The organism is Massilia yuzhufengensis, assembly GCF_900112225.1.
Lineage (GTDB): Bacteria > Pseudomonadota > Gammaproteobacteria > Burkholderiales > Burkholderiaceae_D > Telluria > Telluria yuzhufengensis.
The window spans coordinates 114570-134588 of the sequence record NZ_FOLD01000001.1; the positions used below are offsets into that span (position 1 = coordinate 114570).

A 20019-nucleotide genomic window follows, 5' to 3' on the forward strand; every position below is an offset into this window, starting at 1 on the left:
GTGTCCAGCTTAACATGCTAATCCGCAACAGTTCTGCGCGACCCTCTCCAGGCTCGCCAGATTGCTTCCCTGATCTCTTGCAGCGTATACGGTTTACGGATGAATTCCAGCGCCAGTCCCTGCAGCCTTTCCGGCTCCAGCACATAGCCGCTGGCCAGCACCACGGGCAGCCCCGGATCGCGCGCGCGCAGCGCTGCGGCCAGGCCGATACCGTCGAGCGAACCCGGCATCATCACGTCCGACAGCACCACGTCGATGGCGCTGCTGTCCAGCGCCAGCGCGGCGTCGCCGGTGGCGGCCTCCACCACCTCGCAGCCGATCGCCCGCAGCAGCGCCACGGCCTGCTCGCGCACCATTGCATCGTCTTCGACGCACAGGACGCGCAGCCCTGGCGGCAGCGCGGCGACCGGATCGGCCTCCTCAGCGGCAACAGGTGCCGCTGCGTCGTCCCGGGCGCGCGGCAGCAGGATGCCAACCGCCAGGCCGCGAGGCCTGTGGGCCAGCCAGGCATGGCCACCGCTCTGGCGCGCGAAGCCCTGCACCTGGGACAGGCCCAGACCGGTACCCTGGCCAACTGGCTTGGTAGTGAAAAAGGGTTCGAAAGCACTGGCCGCGGTTTCAGCACTCATGCCGCCGCCTTCGTCGGCCAGTTCCAGGGACACATACTGGCCGGGCGCCAGCGCGGCATCCGGGTGGCGCGGGTCGGGCAGGGTGCGGTTGTCCAGCGTGAGGGTCGCCGTTCCTCCTTCCGGCATGGCGTCGCGCGCATTGATCACCAGGTTCAGCAGGGCCACTTCCAGCTGGGTCGGATCGGCGCGCATGGGCCATAGATCGCTGTCGACGTGAATCTCGAGCGTGATCGCACTGCCCAGGGAATGGCGCAGCAGGTCGCCCAGTTCACCGACCTGGCTGCGCAGGTCGATGACGGTCGTGGCCAGGGTCTGGCGGCGGCCGTAGGCCAGGAGCTGCTGGGTCAGCTTGGAGCCCTTGTCCGTGGCGCGGCCGATGCTGTTGAGCGCGCGCTCGATACGTGCATCGCCGCCGCTTCGGGTGAGCATGCGCAGCAGTTCCACCGCGCCCGAGACCACCTGCAGCAGGTTGTTGAAATCATGCGCGACGCCGCCCGTCAGGCGTCCCAGCGACTCCATGCGGCGGGCCTCGAGCAGGGCCGCTTCAGCTCGCTTGCGCTCCTCGATTTCCCTGGCCAGGGCCTTGCTGCGCTCGTCGACGCGCTGCTCCAGTTCTTCGGCATGGACGGCCAGGGCGGCCAGCTGGTCGCGCACCTGGTATTGCAGGGAGCGGGCGCGGCGGGCCGCGCCGAAGGCCATGCGCAGCGCCTCGCGCGACAAGGGCCGGTGGATCATCGTGACATTCCCCAATTCGGCCAGCGCGGCCAGGCGGCTGCCGGCACTGGGCACGCCCTTGCTGCCGGTCAGTGCGATGATAGGGATGTCGGACCACAGGGGCTGGCTGCGCAGGCGTGCGCCGAGATCGGCGTTGCTGCAGGCCGCCAGGCCCTCTTCGGTAATCACCAGCAGCAAGGCGTGTTCGTCGATGCGCGCATACAGCTCGGCCGCGCTGGCGCACACCTTGCTGGCCACCCCATCCTCGTCGAGCACCGAGCGCACGGCGTCGGCGTCGGCGCCGAACGGCGCCAGTACCGGCACCGTGTAGGGCCCCGTGGATACGAAAGACAAGCCAGCCATGGGATCAGACGGCGCCAATCACGCCGGCCATCAGGTTATGCACCGACGTGATCTTGTCGCCGACTTCCACGCCGGCCTCGGTCAGGCGGAATTCGCAGATGTGGTGGCTGTGCTCGCCATGACGCTTCTTGAGCACGGCGATGGCCTTGCGCACGTCGCCGTGGCGCTCGTAGAAACGCAGCGAGATCATATTGTCGGTCATCAGGCTCAAGGCATCGGGCTCGCGCGAGGTGTCCAGGTTGGCCGAATGGGCGCCGATGACGATCGACATCACGCCCATGTTGGCCAGGTAGGAGAACAGCTCGTTCATCTGCAGCAGCATGGCGCGCTCTTCGCGAATCACATCCAGGTAGGAATTGATACTGTCGATGATGACCAGGCGCACCCCATGGTCTTCCACGTGGCGCCGCACCTTCCAAATGAAGGCGCCGGGAGAAATCCGTGAAGGGTTGATGCGGTTGATCAGGAAACCGGGCGGATCCTCCAGGCCCTGGTCGCTGCCCATGTGGTTGATCATGCGCGAGCGCAAGGTCATTTCGGTTTCATCGAAGGTGAAGTAGGCCGCCTTTCCGCCGGAGTCGATCATCGACATTGCGTACTGCAGCGCCAGCGTCGACTTTCCCACGCCGGACGGGCCGACGATCATGGTCGAGGTGCCCGACACCAGGCCGCCGCCGAGCAGCGCATCGAGCCCAGGGGCGCGGCTGAGCAATTCGGTCCGCTCGTGGGGCTGGGAGTGCTCTTCGGCGATCAGGCTCGGAAAGACCAGTATTTCGCCCGCGGTGATGGCGAAGTCGTGCCATCCGCTCTGGAAGTCGCCGCCGCGCAGCTTGGTCACCCGCAGGGTGCGTCGCGCCGACCCGAAGGTGCGCTCGCGCACTTCCAGGCACAGGGCGCCATGGACCGCACTTTGCAGCTCGTATTCGCGCCCTTCCGAGGTCAGGTCGTCGAGTAGCAGGATGGTGGCATCCAGGGTCGACAGCTGGTGGCGCAGCTGGATGATCTGGCGCCGGTAGTGCGAGCTGTCCTGGGCCAGCAGGCGGATTTCCGCCATGGAATCGATGACCACCCGGTCGGGACGGTGCTCGCGCACGGTGCCGGCGATCGCATCGACCAGCTTCGACAGTTCGCTGTCGGTAGGTAGCAGCACGCTCTGCTCGCGGCCCGGTGCATCGTCGACCGGCATGCGTTCGCTGATATGGACGCCGTCGAGCGACCAGTGATGGTTGCGTGCCGTTGAAAGCAGCTCCTGGCGCGTCTCCGACAAGGTGATGTACAGGCTTTTCTGGCCCGCCTTGACGCCTTCGATCAGGTAGCGCAGGCCGATGGTCGTCTTGCCTGTACCGGGACGGCCTTCCACCAGGTGAATCCGGCCGGGAAGCAGGCCTCCGCGCAGTACGGCGTCGAGCTCGGGAATGCCGGTAGGCAGGCGGGTAACGCATTGATCCATAGCTTGCCTCGATGAACTTTCCTGCAAACAGGCTCTGCTTGCAATTGGATGGACGCTTCAGCGTCAATATGTATCTGATTGTATCCCTATGCACGTTGAATTGTTGACACGATTGAAACATCACGTTCAGCACAAGGCGCCCGCACCGGACGCTCCCGTGGCCGTTGCTGACTCAAAAAGAAAACGACCCGAAGGGTCGTTTTCTGGAGCACTTGCGCTCTGACATACGCGGCGGCGTGGCGCCACCCGTATTTATTCCACCGTCACCGATTTCGCCAGGTTGCGCGGCTTGTCCACATCGGTGCCGCGGGCCAGCGCGGTGTGGTAAGCGAGCAGTTGCAGCGCGGCCACGTGCAGGATCGGCGACAGGTCGCCATAGTGCTCCGGCAGGCGGATCACATGCACGCCGTCACCCGAAGTGATGCGCGAGTCAACGTCGGCGAAGACGTAGAGCTGGCCGCCGCGGGCGCGCACTTCCTGCATGTTCGACTTCAGCTTTTCCAGCAGCGCATCGTTCGGGGCGATCGTGACCACCGGCATCTCTTCCGTCACCAGCGCCAGCGGGCCGTGCTTCAGCTCGCCTGCCGGATAGGCTTCGGCGTGGATGTACGAGATTTCCTTGAGCTTCAGCGCGCCCTCCAGCGCGATCGGGTAGTGCATGCCGCGGCCCAGGAACAGCGCGTTTTCCTTGCGGGCGAATTCTTCGGCCCAGGCGATGATCTGCGGCTCCAGCGCCAGCACCGAGCTCAGCGCGACCGGCAGGTGGCGCATCTGCTTGAGGTGGGCGGCTTCTTCTTCTTCGGTGAGGCGGCCATTGACTTGCGCCAGCGTCAGCGTGAGCAGGAACAGCGCGGCCAGCTGGGTGGTGAAGGCCTTGGTGGAAGCCACGCCCACTTCGACGCCGGCGCGGGTGATGTAGGCCAGCTTGCACTCGCGCACCATGGCGCTGGTGGACACGTTGCAGATGGTGAGCGTATGCGGCATGCCGAGGCTGCGCGCGTGCTTGAGCGCGGCCAGGGTGTCGGCCGTTTCGCCGCTCTGGGTGATGGTGACGACCAGAGTTTGCGGGTTGGGCACGCTGTCGCGGTAGCGGTATTCGCTCGCGATCTCGACGCTGACCGGGACCTTGGCGATCGATTCGATCCAGTATTTCGCGGTCAGGCCGGCGTAGTAGCTGGTGCCGCAGGCCAGGATCAGCACGCGGTCGATTTCCTTGAACACGCCATAGGCGCCGTCGCCGAACAGTTCCGGCATGATGCCTGTCACGCCCTCGAGGGTGTCGCCGATGACGCGCGGCTGCTCGAAGATTTCCTTTTGCATGTAGTGGCGGTACGGGCCGAGCTCGGCCGCGCCGGTGTGGGCGTGCACGGTCTTCACTTCGCGCTCGGCCGGACGGCCTTCGGCATCGACGATCCAGTAGCGCGCCAGCTGCAGGTCAACGACGTCGCCTTCTTCCAGGTAGATGATCTGGTTGGTGGTGCCGGCCAGCGCCATCGCGTCCGAGGCGACGAAATTCTCGCCTTCGCCCACGCCGAGGATCAGCGGCGAGCCCTGGCGGGCCGCGACGACGCGGTGCGGCTCTTCGCGCGCGAACACGGCGATGGCGTAGGCGCCATGCAGGCGCTTGACGGCTTGCTGGACGGTCTCGAACAGGTCGCCCGTATACATGTGGTCGACCAGGTGGGCGATGACTTCGGTATCGGTCTGGCTGGTGAACACGTAGCCGAGGCCTTTCAGCTCGGCGCGCAGCTCGTCGTGGTTTTCGATGATGCCGTTGTGGACAAGTGCGATGCGGGCATTGTCTTCGGTGGGCGAGAAGTGCGGGTGGGCATTGTGCGAGGCCGGGGCGCCGTGGGTGGCCCAGCGGGTGTGGGCGATGCCGGTGAAGCCGTCCAGGCGCGCTTCGCGCACCTGCGATTCGAGGTCGGTCACGCGCGAGGTGCTGCGCGAGCGGGTCAGTTTGCCATCGAGGTGCACGGCGACGCCGCAGGAGTCATAACCACGGTATTCGAGGCGTTTGAGGCCTTCGATCAGGACTGGGGTGATGTTGCGCTTGGCGACTGCACCGACGATACCGCACATAGTAGACCTCGTTTAAAGTTTGACAATAAATACTATCCTAGAGCAACTAGCGTGAAATAAGCTTTCATTTTCACGCAGTTTTTGTTAGATTATTTCATTGATTACGAGTGATGAAATATTCTTTCATATAGAGCGATTTTATTAACTATTATTTCATATGATGTCAGAACAACCATCCCTTGACGACCTCGATCGTCGCATCCTGAATGTATTGCAGGCTGATGCATCGCATACGAATACCGAATTGGCCGAGCTGGTCCATGTCTCGCCGCCCACCTGTTTGCGCCGGGTGAAACAGCTCACGGACAATGGCGTGATCGAACGCCAGGTCGCCATCGTGGCGCCCGACAAGGTCGGGGCCGGCCTGAGCGCCATCGTGGAGATCACGCTGGACGTGCAGGCCGCCGAGCGCATGGAGGAGTTCGAGCGCCTGGTAGCCACCGAAGCGGCCGCCCTGCAGTGCTACCGCGTGACCCCTGGGCCGGATTTCGTGCTGGTGGTACAGGTGGCGGACATGCCCGCCTACCACGCGCTCGCCCACCGCCTGTTCACCGCGCATGCGAATGTGCGCAACGTGAAAGCCTACTTTTCCACGCACCGCTCCAAATTCGATACGCGGATCGCCGTCTAGCCGACCCGCGGCAGCTGTGGATAACTTTGTGGATGAGCACTGGAAGAAGCACAGGACAAGCACGGTATTACCCTGTGGTTTTCTTGTGTTCTTCCTGTGATTAGCCTGTCAGTATCCAGTGGATTACTTTTTCACTTTCACTGGGCGGGTCCAGCCATCGAGGGTCATTTGCTTCGGACGCGAGATGGTCAGCTTGCCGGCCGGCGCGTCCTTGGTGAGGGTCGTGCCCGCACCCAGGGTCGCACCCTTGCCGACGGTCACCGGCGCCACCAGCTGGCTGTCGCTGCCGATGAAGGCGTCGTCTTCGATCACGGTGCGGAATTTATTGGCGCCATCGTAGTTGCAGGTAATGGTGCCTGCGCCAATGTTGACGCGTGAGCCGATGGTAGCGTCGCCAATATAGGCCAGGTGGTTGGCCTTGCTGTGCGCGGCCACCGTGGCGTTCTTGATTTCCACAAAGTTACCCACATGGACGTCTTCGCCCAGTTCGGTGCCCGGACGCAGGCGCGCATACGGGCCGATCTGCGACTTGTCGCCCACTACTGCGTCTTCGATATGGCAGAACGGCTTGATGGTGGCGCCGGCGCCAACCGTCGCATTGACCAGCACGCAGTGCGGCCCGACCGTCACGCCGTCGGCCAGCTCGACCCGGCCTTCGAACACGCAGCCGACGTCGATCACGACATCGCGCCCGCAAACCAGCTCGCCGCGCACATCGATGCGGGCCGGGTCCATCAGGGTCACGCCGCGTTCCAGCAGGGCGTGGGCGATGTTCAGCTGGTGGCGGCGTTCCAGTTCGGCCAGCTGCACCTTGCTGTTGACGCCAGCCACTTCCCATTCGGCCGAGGGCTGGGCCGACACCACCGGCACGCCATCGGCGACCGCCTGGGCCACGATGTCGGTCAGGTAGTACTCGCCCTGCGCGTTATTGTTCGACAGGGCCGCCAGCCACTTTTTCAGGTGAACGGTCGGCACGACCATGATGCCGCTGTTGATTTCGCGGATCGCGCGCTCGGCTTCGCTCGCATCTTTCTCTTCGACGATGCGCACGATGCTGCCGTTCTCGCGCACGATGCGGCCCAGGCCGAATGGGTTGGCCTGCTCGACGGTGAGGATGGCCAGCTTGTCGCTACCGGCGGCCTCGACCAGGCGGGCCAGCGAGGCGGCGGTGGTCAGCGGCACGTCGCCGTACAGCACCAGGGTCGGCACGCCTTCATCGAGCTGGGGCACGCCCTGCATCACCGCGTGGCCGGTGCCGAGCTGCGGCTGCTGCAGCGCGGTCTCGATCGCGACGCCGGTTTCCAGCGTCAACTTGCCGACCATCTCAGGCACCGCTGCGCCCCCGTGTCCGTAAATCACGCATAATTTACTCGGCGATAAGCTGCGGGCGGTATCGATGACGTGCCGCAGCAGCGGTTTCCCCGCCAACGGATGCAAGACTTTCGGCAATGCAGACTGCATGCGCTTTCCCATGCCGGCGGCGAGGATCACAACGTTCATAAGCCGTTCTCAAAAAGTTGATAATATGAAAAAGTTTAACACGCCAAGTAACGTTTTCCAGCGCACTATTGCGCTCTTCATGGTGCTGGTGCTGGCGCTCGCCGCTGGCTGCAGCTCGGTACGTTTCACGTACAACCAGGGCGATACCTTGCTGTACTGGTGGTTGGATTCCTATGCCGACCTGGAAGGTTCCCAAGCCGACATCGCCAAGCGCGACATCGACAAACTGTTCCGCTGGCACCGCCAGACCCAGCTGCGCGACTATGCGGCGCTGCTCGGCAACATGCAGCGCCAGCTGGCGGGCAACCCCACCCAGGCCGACCTGATCAACACCTACAAGGAAATCCGCGTGCGCGGCGAGCGCCTGGCTGCCCATGCCGTGCCGGAGTTGACCACGCTGGCACTGTCCATCAAACCAGACCAGATTGCCGATATCGAAAGCAAATTTAATTCAAAAAACGCCGACTACCGCAAAAAATTCCTCGATGGCTCGCTTGAAAAGCGCCAGAAAGCCCGTTTCAAGAAGTCGATGGATCAGTTCGAACTCTGGTTCGGCAATTTCAGCAGCGAACAGGAAACCACCCTGCGCCGCGCCTCGGATGCGCGCCCGCTCGACAACGATGCCTGGCTGGAAGAGCGGGTCTGGCGCCAGCGCCGCATCCTGGCCCTGCTGCGCAAGTTCCAGCAGGAAAAGCCGAACCGCGAACAGGCGGCGGCGCAGATCCAGGCCATGCAGCGCGAGCTGTTCGGCCGCATGGAATCGCCCGAGCGCAAGGCTTTCTATGACAGCAGCGTCGACCAGACCACGAAGTACATCATGACCGCCATCCGCATCGCCACCCCGGCGCAGAAGAAGCACGCGCAAGACCGCATGCAGGGCTGGATCAACGACTTCCAGACCCTGGCGACCGGTAAATAACGAGGGCAGGGCGGCCCCCATAATGATGCAAATGCCCATGCTATAGTGCCGCCCATGCAAAAGAAGTCCTCCTCATTCCAGCCCAACCGGACGCCAAATAAGCCGTCCCACGGCACTCCCCGCCTGGCCCCGCGCCAGGTCCGCATCATCGGCGGCGCCTGGAAGCGCATGCTGCTGCCGGTCCTCGACGCCGAAGGCCTGCGCCCCACCCCCGACCGCGTGCGCGAGACCGTGTTCAACTGGATCAACCACCAGCTCGGCAGCGACTGGGCCGGCGCCCATTTCCTCGACCTGTTCGCCGGTTCCGGCGCCCTCGGCTTCGAAGCGGCCAGCCGCGGCGCCGCGTCGGTCACCATGGTGGACAACCACGGCCCCGCGGCACGCCAGCTCGAGGACAACCGCGAGAAGCTCAAGGCCGGCAACGTCAAGGTGCTGCGCGCCGACGCCCTGGCCCTGGTGCGCGACCTGGCCGCGCGTGGCCAGCGTTTCGACCTGATCTTCCTCGACCCGCCCTACCAGCTGGGCCTGCTCAGCCAGATCCTGCCGCTGTGTCCGGCCGTCCTGAACGACGGCGGCCTGGTCTATGCCGAGACCGGCGAGCCGCTGCCCGCCCAGGGTGATGAGGTCCCCGACTGGCTGTCCGGCTGGGATGCGATCCGCGAAGACAAGGCAGGCATGGTCTATTACTACCTGCTGAAACCGCACACGGACGGTGCTTGACCCGTCCAGGCCCATCGAAGCTGCACAAAGATTGGGCAAGAAGCGCCCCTTACTGGGGCGGCTGCCGGATTTTCAGGCATAATGCGCGTTCTGACAGGGTGATTTCTCCAAGGGAGCCGCAATGGTTGTAGCCGTTTATCCAGGTACTTTCGATCCGCTTACGCGTGGCCACGAGGATCTCGTCCGCCGTGCTTCGGGCCTGTTCGACCGCCTGGTAGTGGGTGTAGCCGACAGCAAGAACAAGAAACCCTTCTTCTCGCTCGAAGATCGCCTGGAAATCGCCAACGAAGTGCTGGGCCATTACCCGAACGTGCAAGTCGAGAGTTTCTCCGGCCTGCTCAAGGATTTCGTGCGCAAGCACGATGCGCGCGTGATCGTGCGCGGCCTGCGCGCCGTCTCCGATTTCGAATACGAGTTCCAGATGGCCGGCATGAACCGCTATTTGCTCCCGGATGTCGAAACCCTGTTCCTGACCCCGTCCGACCAGTACCAGTTCATTTCCGGCACCATCGTGCGCGAGATCGCTATGCTGGGCGGCGACGTATCGAAATTTGTCTTCCCGTCGGTGGACCGCTGGCTGCAAAAGAAAATCGCAGCCAACAAAGCGGCGCCGGCGGCGTAACAGCAGCAAGGAACGAGTCCGGCCATGGCACTGATGATTACCGACGATTGCATCAACTGCGACGTCTGCGAACCCGAATGCCCGAACGACGCCATCTACATGGGCGCCGAGATCTACGAGATCAACCCGAGCAAGTGCACCGAATGCGTCGGCCATTTCGAAGAGCCGACCTGCGCCGTGCTGTGCCCGGTTTCCTGCATTCCGCTCGATCCGGCCTGGCGCGAATCGCGCGAACAGCTGCAGGCGAAGTACGAACGCCTCACTGCGGAAAAGGCAAACGCCTGACCTGATCCACCAACCGGCTCCCAGGCCGGTTTTTTTTCGCCTTCATCCGGCAGCGCGGACGTCCCGCATGTGTGTGCGCCCGCGCATAACGCGCATTTTCAGCGTGCTATCCTGAATTCATGGATGCGGCAGACGACCCGAAAGAAGCCATTCCCTCCGCCATGCACGAGCACCTCGGCATGGTGTCGGAATTCTATGCGCGCCATAACGAAGAAGTCACGCCTGCCCAGCGCGCGGTCGAACAAATCAGCCTGTTCCTCGGCAGTCCCGGCTATGTTGTCGGCAATCTGATCTTCGTCGTGACCTGGATCGCCCTCAATCTGCTGGCGCCGAGCCTCGATTTGCCGCAATGGGACGAGCCGCCATTCTTCTGGCTACAGGGCATCATCGCGCTGAATGCCTTCGTGATCTCTACCACCGTGCTCATCCGCCAAAACCGGATGTCCACACTCTCCACCCAGCATGCCCATCTCGACTTGCAGGTCAACCTGCTCGCCGAGGAAAAGAGCAGCAAGATCATCCAGATGCTGGAAGACCTGCGGCGCGACCTGCCCAATGTCCGGGACAAGATCGACCATGAGGCGGAAGAGTTGTCGAAACCGACCGATACCGAAGCGGTCCTGTCCCTCATCGAAGCGTCGTCCGAACAGCTCAACTGCGAGCGCAAGTAATTCACTGCAGAGGGCTCCGGAAACCTCCGTTGGCAAACTCATGGCCTTGCTTTGCCCCTCGTTCTACCAATAATCACGAACGACACATAATAGAACGTAAATTATGTGAAACAGATCGTATAACCCATCAATATGCGCGATTTTTCCATCAAATGCGTGTTAAGTACATTTGTCCGCATAAAACCCGGGAGTAACGGCGGCCAGGAACAACTGCCGATATCAACGCTTTACTGCACTTTTTACTGACTCAACAGTTCGTATCATGTCGTCTTCTGGAAATCCGGCAAACAGGGGCGTGCAGCATTCAATGTAACTCTTCGTGAACATTGTTAAATCAAGGTGGCGAGAAAAGCCGGATGACGAAGAGTCACCAACCTGAAGCAGCGCATTGGTCTCAAACGGGAAGGACGGACGAAAAAAAACGCGGCGTCCAGGTCGGAGGCCGCGTTCAATGGAAGAGGAAAGAATCAGTGGCGTTCAGCCAGGCGCTGGGCCTTCGGTGGGCGTGGGCGCACGGTCAGGACGGCGGCGCGGCCAATGCCGACCAGCAGCGGGCGGAAGAACAGGCCGAGACCGCCCAGCAGCGCAAGGCCGGTGGCGGTACGAAGGACTTGGCCGAGCGAAATGGCGTCGGCGGCGGTCTGGAGGAGGGTCAGCGTGGTAGACATGGCGTGGGAAATGTTCAGTTGTTCACAATATAGTGCGATGCAACATATAAATCTAATTCCGTTCACTGATAGCGCTTATGCATTCTGTGAATAGTTGATGTACACTCATAGCAATCCTGCACTGCCATTCGACCGTTCCCATGAGCTTCCTGACGCTTGACCTGAACCTGCTGCGCGTCTTCGACGCAGTGATGACCGAGCAAAACCTCACCCGCGCCGCCGGTCATCTCGCGATGACCCAGCCGGCCGTCTCGAACGCGATCAAGCGCCTGCGCGAAAGCCTGGGCGACGAACTCCTGATCCGCACCGCCTACGGCGTGAAGCCAACGCCACGCGCCGAGGCGCTGTGGCCGGCCGTGCGCCAGGCGCTGGCGGCGCTGGAAGCGGCGGTGATGCCGGAAACCTTCGATGTGTCGAAGGCGCAGGCGACCTTCCGCATGGCGATGGCCGACGCGACCGCCGCCTTGTGGCTGCCCTCGCTGATGCGCTCGATCGAACGCGAAGCGCCGGGCGTGAACATCCGCATGGTGCCGCTCACCACGCGCGAACCGCGGCCGATGCTGCTGCGCGGCGATATCGACCTGGCGGTCGGTTTCTTCCCGGGCGTGGCGGCGCAGTTATCGTATGAAACGGGTTCACCGATCCGCCACGAGCGCCTGTATTCGGGGGTGTATGTGTGCGTGATGCGCAAGGACCATCCGCTGGCCAAGGAAAAGCTCGACCTCGATACCTATTGCAAGGCCAATCACCTGCTGGTGAGCTTCTCCGGCCGCGCCCACGGCCTGGTCGACGAGGCGCTGGGCCAGATCGGGCGCGAACGGCGCATCCTGCTGACGGTGAACCAGTTCTTCACGGCGGGGCGGGTGGTGGCGAATTCGGACCTGATCACGGTGCTGCCGAAGCACCTGATCGCCTCGACCGGCTCGACCGATGCGCTGATCTGGCGCGAGCTGCCGTTCCAGCTGCCGGCCGTCCACCTCGACATGCTCTGGCACGAGCGCGATGGCCGCAGCCCGGCGCACCGCTGGCTGCGCAACAACCTCGAAGGCATGGCCGAAAGCGCGTCGCCGAAGGCCGGCGCGCGCAAGGTGGTGTGACGCGCTAGCGGATCGGCAGCTTGGTCGTGTTCTTGACCTCTTCCATCACCGCATAGGTGTGCGTCTCGCGCACGCCTTTCTGCAGCAGGGTCTTGCCAAGGAATTCGCGGTAGGCCGCCATGTCTTTCACGCGCGCCTTGACCAGGTAGTCGAAGCCGCCCGCCACCATATGGCATTCGAGCACTTCCGGAATCATCTGGACGCTCTGCTTGAATGCATCGAAGACCTCGGGAGTGGTACGATCGAGCACCACCTCGATAAAGACGAGCAGCGAGACGTCGAGCAACTGGGGATTGAGCTGGGCCGTATAGCCCATGATGTAGCCGGATTCGTGCAGCTTGCGCACGCGCTCCAGGCAGGCTGCAGGAGAAAGGTTGACTCGCGCCGCAAGCTCGACGTTGCTGATGCGCCCGTCGTTCTGCAGTTCCGCCAGGATTTTCTTGCTGATCTTGTCGAGCATGCTCTGCCTCCCGCGATGTAAATATTATTTGGTCAGATTGTCTCACCAAAAACTATCTATTGCTAGTCTGTCGTAAAAACAGAATTAATCCAGAAGATTTCCTTCTACAATCGAATCATTCCATCGTGTCCCCGGAGCACGCCGGCCGCCTCGTTCGCGGTGCGGCGTTTTGTGCTGCGTGGCGGCCGATGCCTGTATTCCTTTTTAGAAGAGTCACCATGCAGATTGCCGCCGCCCCGAGCTCCACCACGGCCACCCCCTTCGTTGCTTTCGATGCGCTCGCGCTCGAGGTCAAGCGCGAGCAGTCGCCGCTGCGCGCCGCCATCACCAGCGCCTACCGCCGCGAAGAAACCGAAGCCGTGCAATGGCTGCTGGCGCAGGGCGCCAGCGCCAACGGCGACGCCTACATGCTGGCCCACCGCCTGGTCTCGAGCGTGCGCGAAAAGCGCACCCGCGCCTCGGGCGTGGACGCGCTGATGCACGAATTCTCGCTGTCGTCGGAAGAAGGCGTGGCGCTCATGTGCCTGGCCGAAGCGCTGCTGCGCATCCCGGACAGCGAAACCGCCGACCGCCTCATCGCCGACAAGATCAGCAAGGGCGACTGGCGCAAGCACCTGGGCGAGTCGCCGTCGATGTTCGTCAACGCCGCGACCTGGGGCCTGCTCATTACCGGCAAGCTGGTTTCGACCAACAGCGAAAAGAACCTGGGCTCGGCCATCACGCGCCTGATCGCCAAGGGCGGCGAACCCCTGATCCGCAAGGGCGTCGACATGGCGATGCGCATGCTGGGCAACCAGTTCGTCACCGGCCAGACCATCGATGAAGCGCTGAAAAACAGCCGCGAGAACGAAACCCGCGGCTACCGCTACTCCTACGACATGCTGGGCGAAGCCGCGCTGACCGAGAGCGACGCCAAGAACTACTACGCCTCCTACGAGACCGCGATCCACGCGATCGGCCGCGCCTCGAACGGCCGCGGCATCAAGGACGGTCCGGGGATCTCGATCAAGCTGTCGGCCCTGCACCCGCGCTACAGCCGCGCACAATACGCCCGCGTGATGGGCGAACTGCTGCCGCGCGTGCGCAGCCTGGTCCTGCTGGCGAAAAGCTACAACATCGGCATCAACATCGACGCCGAAGAAGCGGACCGCCTCGAGATCTCGCTCGACATGCTCGAAGCGCTGGCCTTCGACCCGGAACTGAGCGGCTTCGAAGGTATCGGCCTGGTGGTGCAGGCCTATCAAAAACGCTGCCCGTTCGTGATCGACTACCTGGTCGACCTGGCCAAGCGCAGCGGCCAGAAGTTCATGGTGCGCCTGGTGAAGGGCGCCTACTGGGACGCCGAGATCAAGCGCGCCCAGGTTGAAGGCATGCCCGGCTATCCGGTCTACACCCGCAAGGTGTACACGGATGTGTCGTACCTCACCTGCGCACGCAAGCTGCTGGCCGCGGCCGACACCCTGTACCCGCAATTCGCCACCCACAACGCGCACTCGCTGTCGGTGATCTACACCTGGGCCAAGGCCGACGGCGTCACCAACTACGAATTCCAGTGCCTGCACGGCATGGGCGAAACCCTGTACGACCAGGTGGTCGGCGCGGACAAGCTGGGCAAGGCCTGCCGCATCTATGCGCCGGTCGGCTCGCACGAAACCCTGCTGGCCTACCTGGTACGGCGCCTGCTGGAAAACGGCGCCAACTCGTCCTTCGTGAACCAGATCGTCGACGAGAACGTCGCCATCGACACCCTGCTGTCCGACCCGTTCGACCAGGCGCGCGCGGCCGGCGGCAAGCCGCACCCGGCGATCGCCCTGCCGCTGCAGATGTTCGGCGCCGAGCGCAAGAATTCCGCGGGCCTGGACCTGGTCAATGAAGACGTCCTGTGCGCCACCCTGGATGGACTGAAGGAGCAGCGCCAGCATGTTGCTGCGCCGCTGATCGCCGGCGCGGTGGAAGCGAGTGTAGCGGCCAACATCGTCAACCCGGCGCAGTCGGGCGACGTGGTGGGCCAGGTCATGGAAGCCACGCGTGCCGACGTCGACACCGCCCTGGCCAGCGCCGCCGCCTTTGCCGCCGAGTGGGAACGCACCGGCGTCGAAACCCGCGCCAACATGCTCGAGCGGACCGCCGACCTGTTCGAACAGAATGGCCTCGAATTGATGGCCCTGGCCGTGCGCGAAGCCGGCAAGTCGCTGCCGAACGCGATCGCCGAACTGCGCGAAGCGGTCGACTTCCTGCGCTACTACGCGGTCGAGATCCGCGCGGCGAAAGCGGATGGCGCACTTGGGCCGGTCACCTGCATCAGCCCCTGGAACTTCCCGCTGGCGATCTTCACCGGCCAGGTGGCGGCCGCCCTCGCCGCCGGCAACGTGGTGCTGGCCAAGCCGGCCGAACAAACTCCCTTGATCGCGCACCGCGCGGTGGAACTGTTCCACGAAGCGGGCGTGCCGCTTGCAGCGCTGCAGCTGCTGCCGGGCCGCGGCGAAGTGGTGGGCGCCGCCCTCACGTCGGACTCGCGCGTGAAAGGCGTGATCTTCACCGGCTCCACCGAAGTGGCGCAGCTGATCAACCGCACCCTGGCCACGCGCGCCGAACAGGAAGGCATCGATATCCCGCTGGTGGCCGAAACCGGCGGCCAGAATGCGCTGATCGTCGATTCGTCGGCGCTGCCGGAGCAGGTGGTGTCGGACGCGCTGTCCTCGGCCTTCGACTCGGCCGGCCAGCGCTGCTCGGCGCTGCGCGTGCTGTTCCTGCAGGAAGACATCGCCGACAAGACCATCACCATGCTCAAGGGCGCGATGCAGGAACTGGTGGTGGGCAGCCCGGACCGCCTGGCCACCGACATCGGCCCGGTCATCGATGCGCAAGCCCAGCGCAACCTGCTGGCCCACATCGAGCGCATGCGCGCCACCGCGCGCAGCCACTTCGCGCTCGCGCTGCCGGCCGGCGTGGCGGCGAGCGGCACCTTCGTGCCGCCGACGGTACTGGAAATCGGCTCGCTGGCGGAACTCAAGCATGAAGTCTTCGGCCCGGTGCTGCACATCGTGCGCTACCGCCGCGCCGATTTGCCGAAGGTGATCGACAGCATCAACGCCACCGGCTACGGCCTGACCCTGGGCGTGCATTCGCGCATCGATGAGACCATCGACTTCATCGTGCGCAGGGCGCATGTGGGCAACATCTACGTGAACCGCAACATCGTCGGCGCCGTCGTCGGCGTGCAGCCTTTCGGTGGCGAAGGCAAGTCCGGCACCGGCCCGAAGGCCGGCGGCCCGCTCTACCTCAAGCGCCTGCAACGCCAGGCCGCGCCGCTGCTGGAGCACAGCCGCGTGTTCGACGCCGGCCTGGACGCCCTGCTGGGCTGGATGCGCACCCACGGCCATGCCGAACTGGCAAGCCTGGCCCAGGGCTATGGCCGCAGCGCGCTCACCGGCATCGAGATCGCCTTGCCGGGTCCGACCGGCGAGCGCAATACGCTGGCCTTCACCTCGCGCGGCACCGTGCTGTGCGCGCCGAAAACGGCGGCCGGCCTGCTCAACCAGGTGGCGGCCGCCCTGGCCACCGGCAACCGCGCGCTGGTGCTGGCGGCGCAAGGCCTGATCCCGGCCGAGCTGCCGGCGCTGGTCAAGGGGCGCGTGCGCTTCATTGGCGACGATGAAATCGGTGCGGAAGAATTCCAGGTCGCGCTGGTGGATGCCGGCCTGCCTGGATCGCTGCGCACGAAACTGGCGGCGCGCTCCGGCGCGATTGTCGGCATCGTCGATACCGACGCTGCGGCCCCCGTGGCCCTGTGGCGCCTGGTGGCCGAACGCGCGGTCTGCGTCAACACGACCGCGGCTGGCGGCAACGCAAGCCTGATGACGCTCGGGGTGTAATCATCGTGGGGTGGCCGGCTATGCCGGCCGCGCGTTCAACCAGCGTCAATTCACCAACCACATCATCGTAGTAGGAGTACCGTAGTAGCCGTAGCAGGAGACTTATTCTTATAAATTGGAGGCAGACATGCTAGTTGGCGTACCAAAAGAGATTAAGAATCACGAGTACCGTGTGGGGCTCACGCCGCCGTCCGTGCGCGAGCTGGCCTTGCGCGGGCACGAGGTGATCGTGCAGCAGGGCGCCGGTGAGCAAATCGGTTTGTCGGACGAGCAGTACGTGGCGGCCGGCGCCACCATCGTGGACACGGCGAAGGACATCTTCGCCCGTGCCGACATGGTGGTCAAGGTCAAGGAACCGCAGCCGGCAGAATGCGCGATGCTGCGCGAAGGGCAGGTGCTCTACACCTACCTGCACCTGGCGCCCGATCCCGAGCAAACGGCGGCGCTGGTGAAATCCGGGGCGGTCTGCATCGCCTACGAAACCATCACCGGCCCCGGTGGCGGCCTGCCGCTGCTGGCGCCCATGAGCGAAGTGGCCGGCCGCATGGCGATCCAGGCCGGCGCCGCCCACCTCGAGAAATCCAAGGGCGGCATGGGCCTGCTGCTGGGCGGCGTGCCGGGCGTGGCGGCTGGCCACGTGGTCATCATCGGCGCCGGCGTGGTCGGCACCAATGCGCTGCAGATGGCGGTGGGTACCGGTGCGCGCGTCACGGTGCTGGATAAAAACATCGACCGCCTGCGCCAGCTCGATCTCGTCTTCGGCAACCGCATCACCACCATGTACTCGAACGCGCATGCGATCGAAGAAGCGGTGGTCTCAAGCGATCTGGTGATCGGCGGCGTGCTGGTGCCGGGCGCCGCGGCGCCCAAGCTGGTCACCCGCGACATGATCTCGCGCATGCAAAAGGGCGCGGTGGTGGTGGACGTGGCGATCGACCAGGGCGGCTGCTTCGAAACCTCGCACGCCACCACCCATGCCGATCCTACCTTCGTCGTCGACGGCGTGATCCACTACTGCGTGGCGAACATGCCGGGCGCGGTGGCGCGTACCTCCACCTTTGCGCTCAACAACGCCACCATCGGCCACGCCGTGGCGCTGGCCACCAAGGGCTGGCGCCAGGCACTGCGCGACGACGTCCACCTGCGCAATGGCTTGAATGTCTGCCAAGGCAAGGTCACCTACGAAGCCGTGGCGCGCGACCTCCAGTACGACTACGTGCCGGCCGAAACGCTGCTGGGCTGAAGCGGCGCTTCCTTCAACTCCCGGCACACGCGCCGGGTGATGTGGAAAGCATACTGCGCGGCCACTGATTTCACGAATCTCATGAAATCAGTGGCCGCGTTTTCATTGGCGTTGTCGGAAATCGTGCGCAGGACGGCGCAGGGCACGCCGAGCTCGTAGCACACCTGGGCCACTGCCGCCCCCTCCATTTCGACCGCCACGAGCCCCGGAAGGGCTTTGTTGAGCCCATCCAGGCGCTCGCGGTCATCCATGAACTGGTCGCCGCTCGCCACCAGGCCGCGGTGCACCCGTGGCTGGGCCAGGCGGAAAGTATGGCGTTCGCCCTCGGAAATCGCATCCAGGAAATCCAGCTCGAGGAAGTCATGGGCCGCGCGCGACAGGCGCAGCGACAATTGCTGGTCGGGCTGGAAGTGGCTCAAGCCGGTGAGCGGCACCTCGAAACGGGGAAACAAGGGGCTGGCATCCATGTCGTGCTGGACCAGCGCTTCGGCCACCACGATATCGCCCACCCGCACCGTTTTGTCTCCCGCGCCGGCCACACCGGTGAACAGGATGTGGGTAACTCCGAACTTTTCCACAAGCGTCGTGGCTGTCATGGCAGCCGCAACCTTCCCAATTCGCGACAGGACGCACACAGCGTCGATTTCCCACAGGCTTCCTGCCCAGTACTCGCGCATGCCATGGATGAGCTTGGCGGGCCCTCTCATGGCCTCCACGAGCCCCTGCTGTTCTTCGTACAAGGCGCTGATGATCCCCAATCGCATGTTTTTCCTGTGTTTTTGTTATGAAGGCAGCTTGCGGCCTCGCCCTCCAGCACTCGATGCATGGCGTGGCTGGCGACCTGTTCCCGCGTGTGGCAGGGCGATGGACTGTGCATAAAGGCCGGGTTGTCCACACAGCTCCAGCACGATCTGCAAGCTGCAAAGCCATGCGCAGCTGCAGCCAGCCGGCTTGTTCGGCACTTGTGCACGGTTTGATCGAGCTCATTGATGGGCAGATTCAAACGGATGAGTTCCCATTTTGCTTGTCTTACCGGCGAGAGGCCAGCAAAAGCCGCGCGAATTTTCCGTTTTCGGGCTTCGACGCTTTCCAGTCTTTTAGTTAACTAAGATATATATAAAAACTAGTAGTAGATAGTAAACGCGCGCTCTTCTGTTGATAACTCATGTTTACTCCACAGTATCAACGACTTGCATGCACTTTTTTTCGCTGTACAAATCCTGTGCCTGGCTTGAACGGAACGGGGACAGATTTGGCGCCAGGCGGTTTACGAGCGGTTCTGCACAATCCGTCCCTGTGGATATACAGCGACTTTTCCACAGTCGGGTAGCTTGCAGTTGGCGAAATTTGGTTGAAAACGGCTTGCAAATGCGTCAGTCGTGGCTGTCGAGGCAGTTTGGTGGCTTGCACATGCTTGCTCAGCGCGTGGCGTTCAGGGTTTGGTGATGCTGTTTGCCTGCAGCCTGGATGGATGCTGTGGGCCCTGAACCGGTTTTGTTGTTGTAGTAAACAAGCTTGTATACAAACTGGTAGTAATAGTAAACGCGGCTTTATTTGTGGATAAGTACTATTTTCTCCACAACGTCAGTGGTTTACGTGTGTTTTAAGGTGCTGGGCAAGGCTTGTTTCTGGCGTGTAAGAAACTTGGACAGATTTTTAAACAGTGCGTTAAGCGCTGCTTCTGCACATTCATTCCTGTGGATATCCCAACTGTTTTCCACAGGTAGAAGTGCTTGCTCAGGTTTTGGCGGTTTGCAGGTGGTTCGCCGATGCGTGGTGGCATTGCAGGCCTGGACTGCGTGCGAAGTCGGTGTGCGTGTCGGAATCGGACGATCGCCAGAAATGTGGGATCGCGTTTTTGCCGGCAGGTTTTGGAGCCGGCAGTCGGCTTGTCGGATGCGGACGACGAAGCCAGGGGGAAGGCCGGCACGGCAAGAAAAAAAAATTCTAGCGGCGTTTCATAGGTTTACAACCAAGGTATGTATACAAAATAGTAGTAATTGTTAACGGTACCCCCTTTCTGTGGACAAGGTGGTTAACCAGATTGGAATCAAGCGCTTAGCGTCTGCATAAGGCGGTGCAGCGAGTGC

16 protein-coding genes are annotated in these 20019 nt (G+C 63.1%); 9 read left to right on the forward strand and 7 right to left on the reverse strand.

What is annotated here, in order from left to right; genetic code table 11:
• Positions 1-17: 17 nt before the first annotated feature.
• From BM031_RS00515 to glmS, 3 genes are all read right to left on the reverse strand, one after another.
• Positions 18-1697 carry a response regulator gene (locus BM031_RS00515; RefSeq protein ID WP_177207606.1) on the reverse strand — a complete coding sequence of 560 codons (1680 nt, stop codon included), beginning with the start codon at positions 1695-1697 and terminating at the stop codon, positions 18-20.
• A gap of 13 nt (positions 1698-1710) precedes the next feature.
• A complete protein-coding gene (locus BM031_RS00520; RefSeq protein ID WP_091869624.1) occupies positions 1711-3156 on the reverse strand; it encodes an ATPase domain-containing protein in 1446 nt (481 codons plus the stop codon).
• 252 nt (positions 3157-3408) lie between these two features.
• Complete coding sequence (glmS, locus tag BM031_RS00525) at positions 3409-5238, reverse strand: glutamine--fructose-6-phosphate transaminase (isomerizing) (protein ID WP_091869627.1); 1830 nt, start codon at positions 5236-5238, stop codon at positions 3409-3411.
• Positions 5239-5398: 160 nt separating this feature from the next.
• On the opposite strand from glmS, the gene BM031_RS00530 reads away from it, so the two are divergent.
• On the forward strand, positions 5399-5869 hold the full coding sequence (locus BM031_RS00530; protein WP_091870351.1) for an Lrp/AsnC family transcriptional regulator: 471 nt from the start codon (positions 5399-5401) through the stop codon (positions 5867-5869).
• 123 nt (positions 5870-5992) lie between these two features.
• Here the strand turns inward: BM031_RS00530 and glmU are convergent, their stop codons facing one another.
• Complete coding sequence (glmU, locus tag BM031_RS00535) at positions 5993-7369, reverse strand: bifunctional UDP-N-acetylglucosamine diphosphorylase/glucosamine-1-phosphate N-acetyltransferase GlmU (protein WP_091869629.1); 1377 nt, start codon at positions 7367-7369, stop codon at positions 5993-5995.
• A gap of 25 nt (positions 7370-7394) precedes the next feature.
• Between glmU and BM031_RS00540 the strand changes: the two genes are divergently transcribed.
• The 5 genes from BM031_RS00540 (at position 7395) to BM031_RS00560 (ending at position 10586) form a co-directional block, all read left to right on the forward strand.
• Positions 7395-8288 carry a DUF6279 family lipoprotein gene (locus tag BM031_RS00540; RefSeq protein ID WP_091869632.1) on the forward strand — a complete coding sequence of 298 codons (894 nt, stop codon included), beginning with the start codon at positions 7395-7397 and terminating at the stop codon, positions 8286-8288.
• A 54-nt stretch (positions 8289-8342) separates the two neighbouring features.
• Positions 8343-9008, forward strand: a complete 666-nt coding sequence (rsmD, locus tag BM031_RS00545) for a 16S rRNA (guanine(966)-N(2))-methyltransferase RsmD (RefSeq protein WP_091869634.1) — start codon at positions 8343-8345, stop codon at positions 9006-9008.
• A gap of 121 nt (positions 9009-9129) precedes the next feature.
• Positions 9130-9630 carry a pantetheine-phosphate adenylyltransferase gene (gene coaD, locus BM031_RS00550; protein WP_091869638.1) on the forward strand — a complete coding sequence of 167 codons (501 nt, stop codon included), beginning with the start codon at positions 9130-9132 and terminating at the stop codon, positions 9628-9630.
• A gap of 24 nt (positions 9631-9654) precedes the next feature.
• Entirely contained in the window at positions 9655-9915 is a 261-nt protein-coding gene (locus BM031_RS00555; protein WP_091869641.1) for a YfhL family 4Fe-4S dicluster ferredoxin, read from the forward strand.
• A gap of 119 nt (positions 9916-10034) precedes the next feature.
• On the forward strand, positions 10035-10586 hold the full coding sequence (locus tag BM031_RS00560) for a DUF1003 domain-containing protein (RefSeq protein ID WP_091869644.1): 552 nt from the start codon (positions 10035-10037) through the stop codon (positions 10584-10586).
• A 467-nt stretch (positions 10587-11053) separates the two neighbouring features.
• Here BM031_RS00560 and BM031_RS00565 read toward each other — a convergent pair whose 3' ends face one another.
• The gene (locus tag BM031_RS00565) at positions 11054-11254 is read right to left on the reverse strand and encodes a hypothetical protein (protein ID WP_091869647.1); all 201 of its coding nucleotides are present in this window, start codon (positions 11252-11254) and stop codon (positions 11054-11056) included.
• A 140-nt stretch (positions 11255-11394) separates the two neighbouring features.
• Here BM031_RS00565 and BM031_RS00570 point away from each other — a divergent pair, with 140 nt between their 5' ends.
• Positions 11395-12351: a LysR family transcriptional regulator gene (locus BM031_RS00570; RefSeq protein WP_091869650.1), complete on the forward strand. Its 957-nt coding sequence runs from the start codon at positions 11395-11397 to the stop codon at positions 12349-12351.
• A 4-nt stretch (positions 12352-12355) separates the two neighbouring features.
• Here the strand turns inward: BM031_RS00570 and BM031_RS00575 are convergent, their stop codons facing one another.
• Entirely contained in the window at positions 12356-12811 is a 456-nt protein-coding gene (locus BM031_RS00575; RefSeq protein WP_005664065.1) for an Lrp/AsnC ligand binding domain-containing protein, read from the reverse strand.
• Positions 12812-13029: 218 nt separating this feature from the next.
• On the opposite strand from BM031_RS00575, the gene putA reads away from it, so the two are divergent.
• Positions 13030-16686, forward strand: a complete 3657-nt coding sequence (gene putA / locus BM031_RS00580) for a trifunctional transcriptional regulator/proline dehydrogenase/L-glutamate gamma-semialdehyde dehydrogenase (protein WP_091869653.1) — start codon at positions 13030-13032, stop codon at positions 16684-16686.
• Between the two features lie 127 nt (positions 16687-16813).
• Positions 16814-17929 (forward strand): alanine dehydrogenase, encoded by a 1116-nt coding sequence (gene ald / locus BM031_RS00585; RefSeq protein ID WP_091869656.1) that lies wholly within the window; start codon positions 16814-16816, stop codon positions 17927-17929.
• Here the strand turns inward: ald and BM031_RS00590 are convergent.
• Positions 17899-18693, reverse strand: a complete 795-nt coding sequence (locus BM031_RS00590) for a 5'-methylthioadenosine/adenosylhomocysteine nucleosidase (RefSeq protein ID WP_091869660.1) — start codon at positions 18691-18693, stop codon at positions 17899-17901. The genes ald and BM031_RS00590 overlap by 31 nt on opposite strands.
• Positions 18694-20019: the final 1326 nt, after the last annotated feature.

Coding starts and splice junctions, on each gene's coding strand:
- BM031_RS00520 (WP_091869624.1), bottom strand. CDS start 3,156: ATGGATCAATGCGTTACCCGCCTGCCTACCGGCATTCCCGAGCTCGAC.
- glmS (WP_091869627.1), bottom strand. CDS start 5,238: ATGTGCGGTATCGTCGGTGCAGTCGCCAAGCGCAACATCACCCCAGTC.
- BM031_RS00530 (WP_091870351.1), top strand. CDS start 5,399: ATGTCAGAACAACCATCCCTTGACGACCTCGATCGTCGCATCCTGAAT.
- glmU (WP_091869629.1), bottom strand. CDS start 7,369: ATGAACGTTGTGATCCTCGCCGCCGGCATGGGAAAGCGCATGCAGTCT.
- BM031_RS00540 (WP_091869632.1), top strand. CDS start 7,395: ATGAAAAAGTTTAACACGCCAAGTAACGTTTTCCAGCGCACTATTGCG.
- rsmD (WP_091869634.1), top strand. CDS start 8,343: ATGCAAAAGAAGTCCTCCTCATTCCAGCCCAACCGGACGCCAAATAAG.
- coaD (WP_091869638.1), top strand. CDS start 9,130: ATGGTTGTAGCCGTTTATCCAGGTACTTTCGATCCGCTTACGCGTGGC.
- BM031_RS00555 (WP_091869641.1), top strand. CDS start 9,655: ATGGCACTGATGATTACCGACGATTGCATCAACTGCGACGTCTGCGAA.
- BM031_RS00560 (WP_091869644.1), top strand. CDS start 10,035: ATGGATGCGGCAGACGACCCGAAAGAAGCCATTCCCTCCGCCATGCAC.
- BM031_RS00565 (WP_091869647.1), bottom strand. CDS start 11,254: ATGTCTACCACGCTGACCCTCCTCCAGACCGCCGCCGACGCCATTTCG.
- BM031_RS00570 (WP_091869650.1), top strand. CDS start 11,395: ATGAGCTTCCTGACGCTTGACCTGAACCTGCTGCGCGTCTTCGACGCA.
- BM031_RS00575 (WP_005664065.1), bottom strand. CDS start 12,811: ATGCTCGACAAGATCAGCAAGAAAATCCTGGCGGAACTGCAGAACGAC.
- putA (WP_091869653.1), top strand. CDS start 13,030: ATGCAGATTGCCGCCGCCCCGAGCTCCACCACGGCCACCCCCTTCGTT.
- ald (WP_091869656.1), top strand. CDS start 16,814: ATGCTAGTTGGCGTACCAAAAGAGATTAAGAATCACGAGTACCGTGTG.
- BM031_RS00590 (WP_091869660.1), bottom strand. CDS start 18,693: ATGCGATTGGGGATCATCAGCGCCTTGTACGAAGAACAGCAGGGGCTC.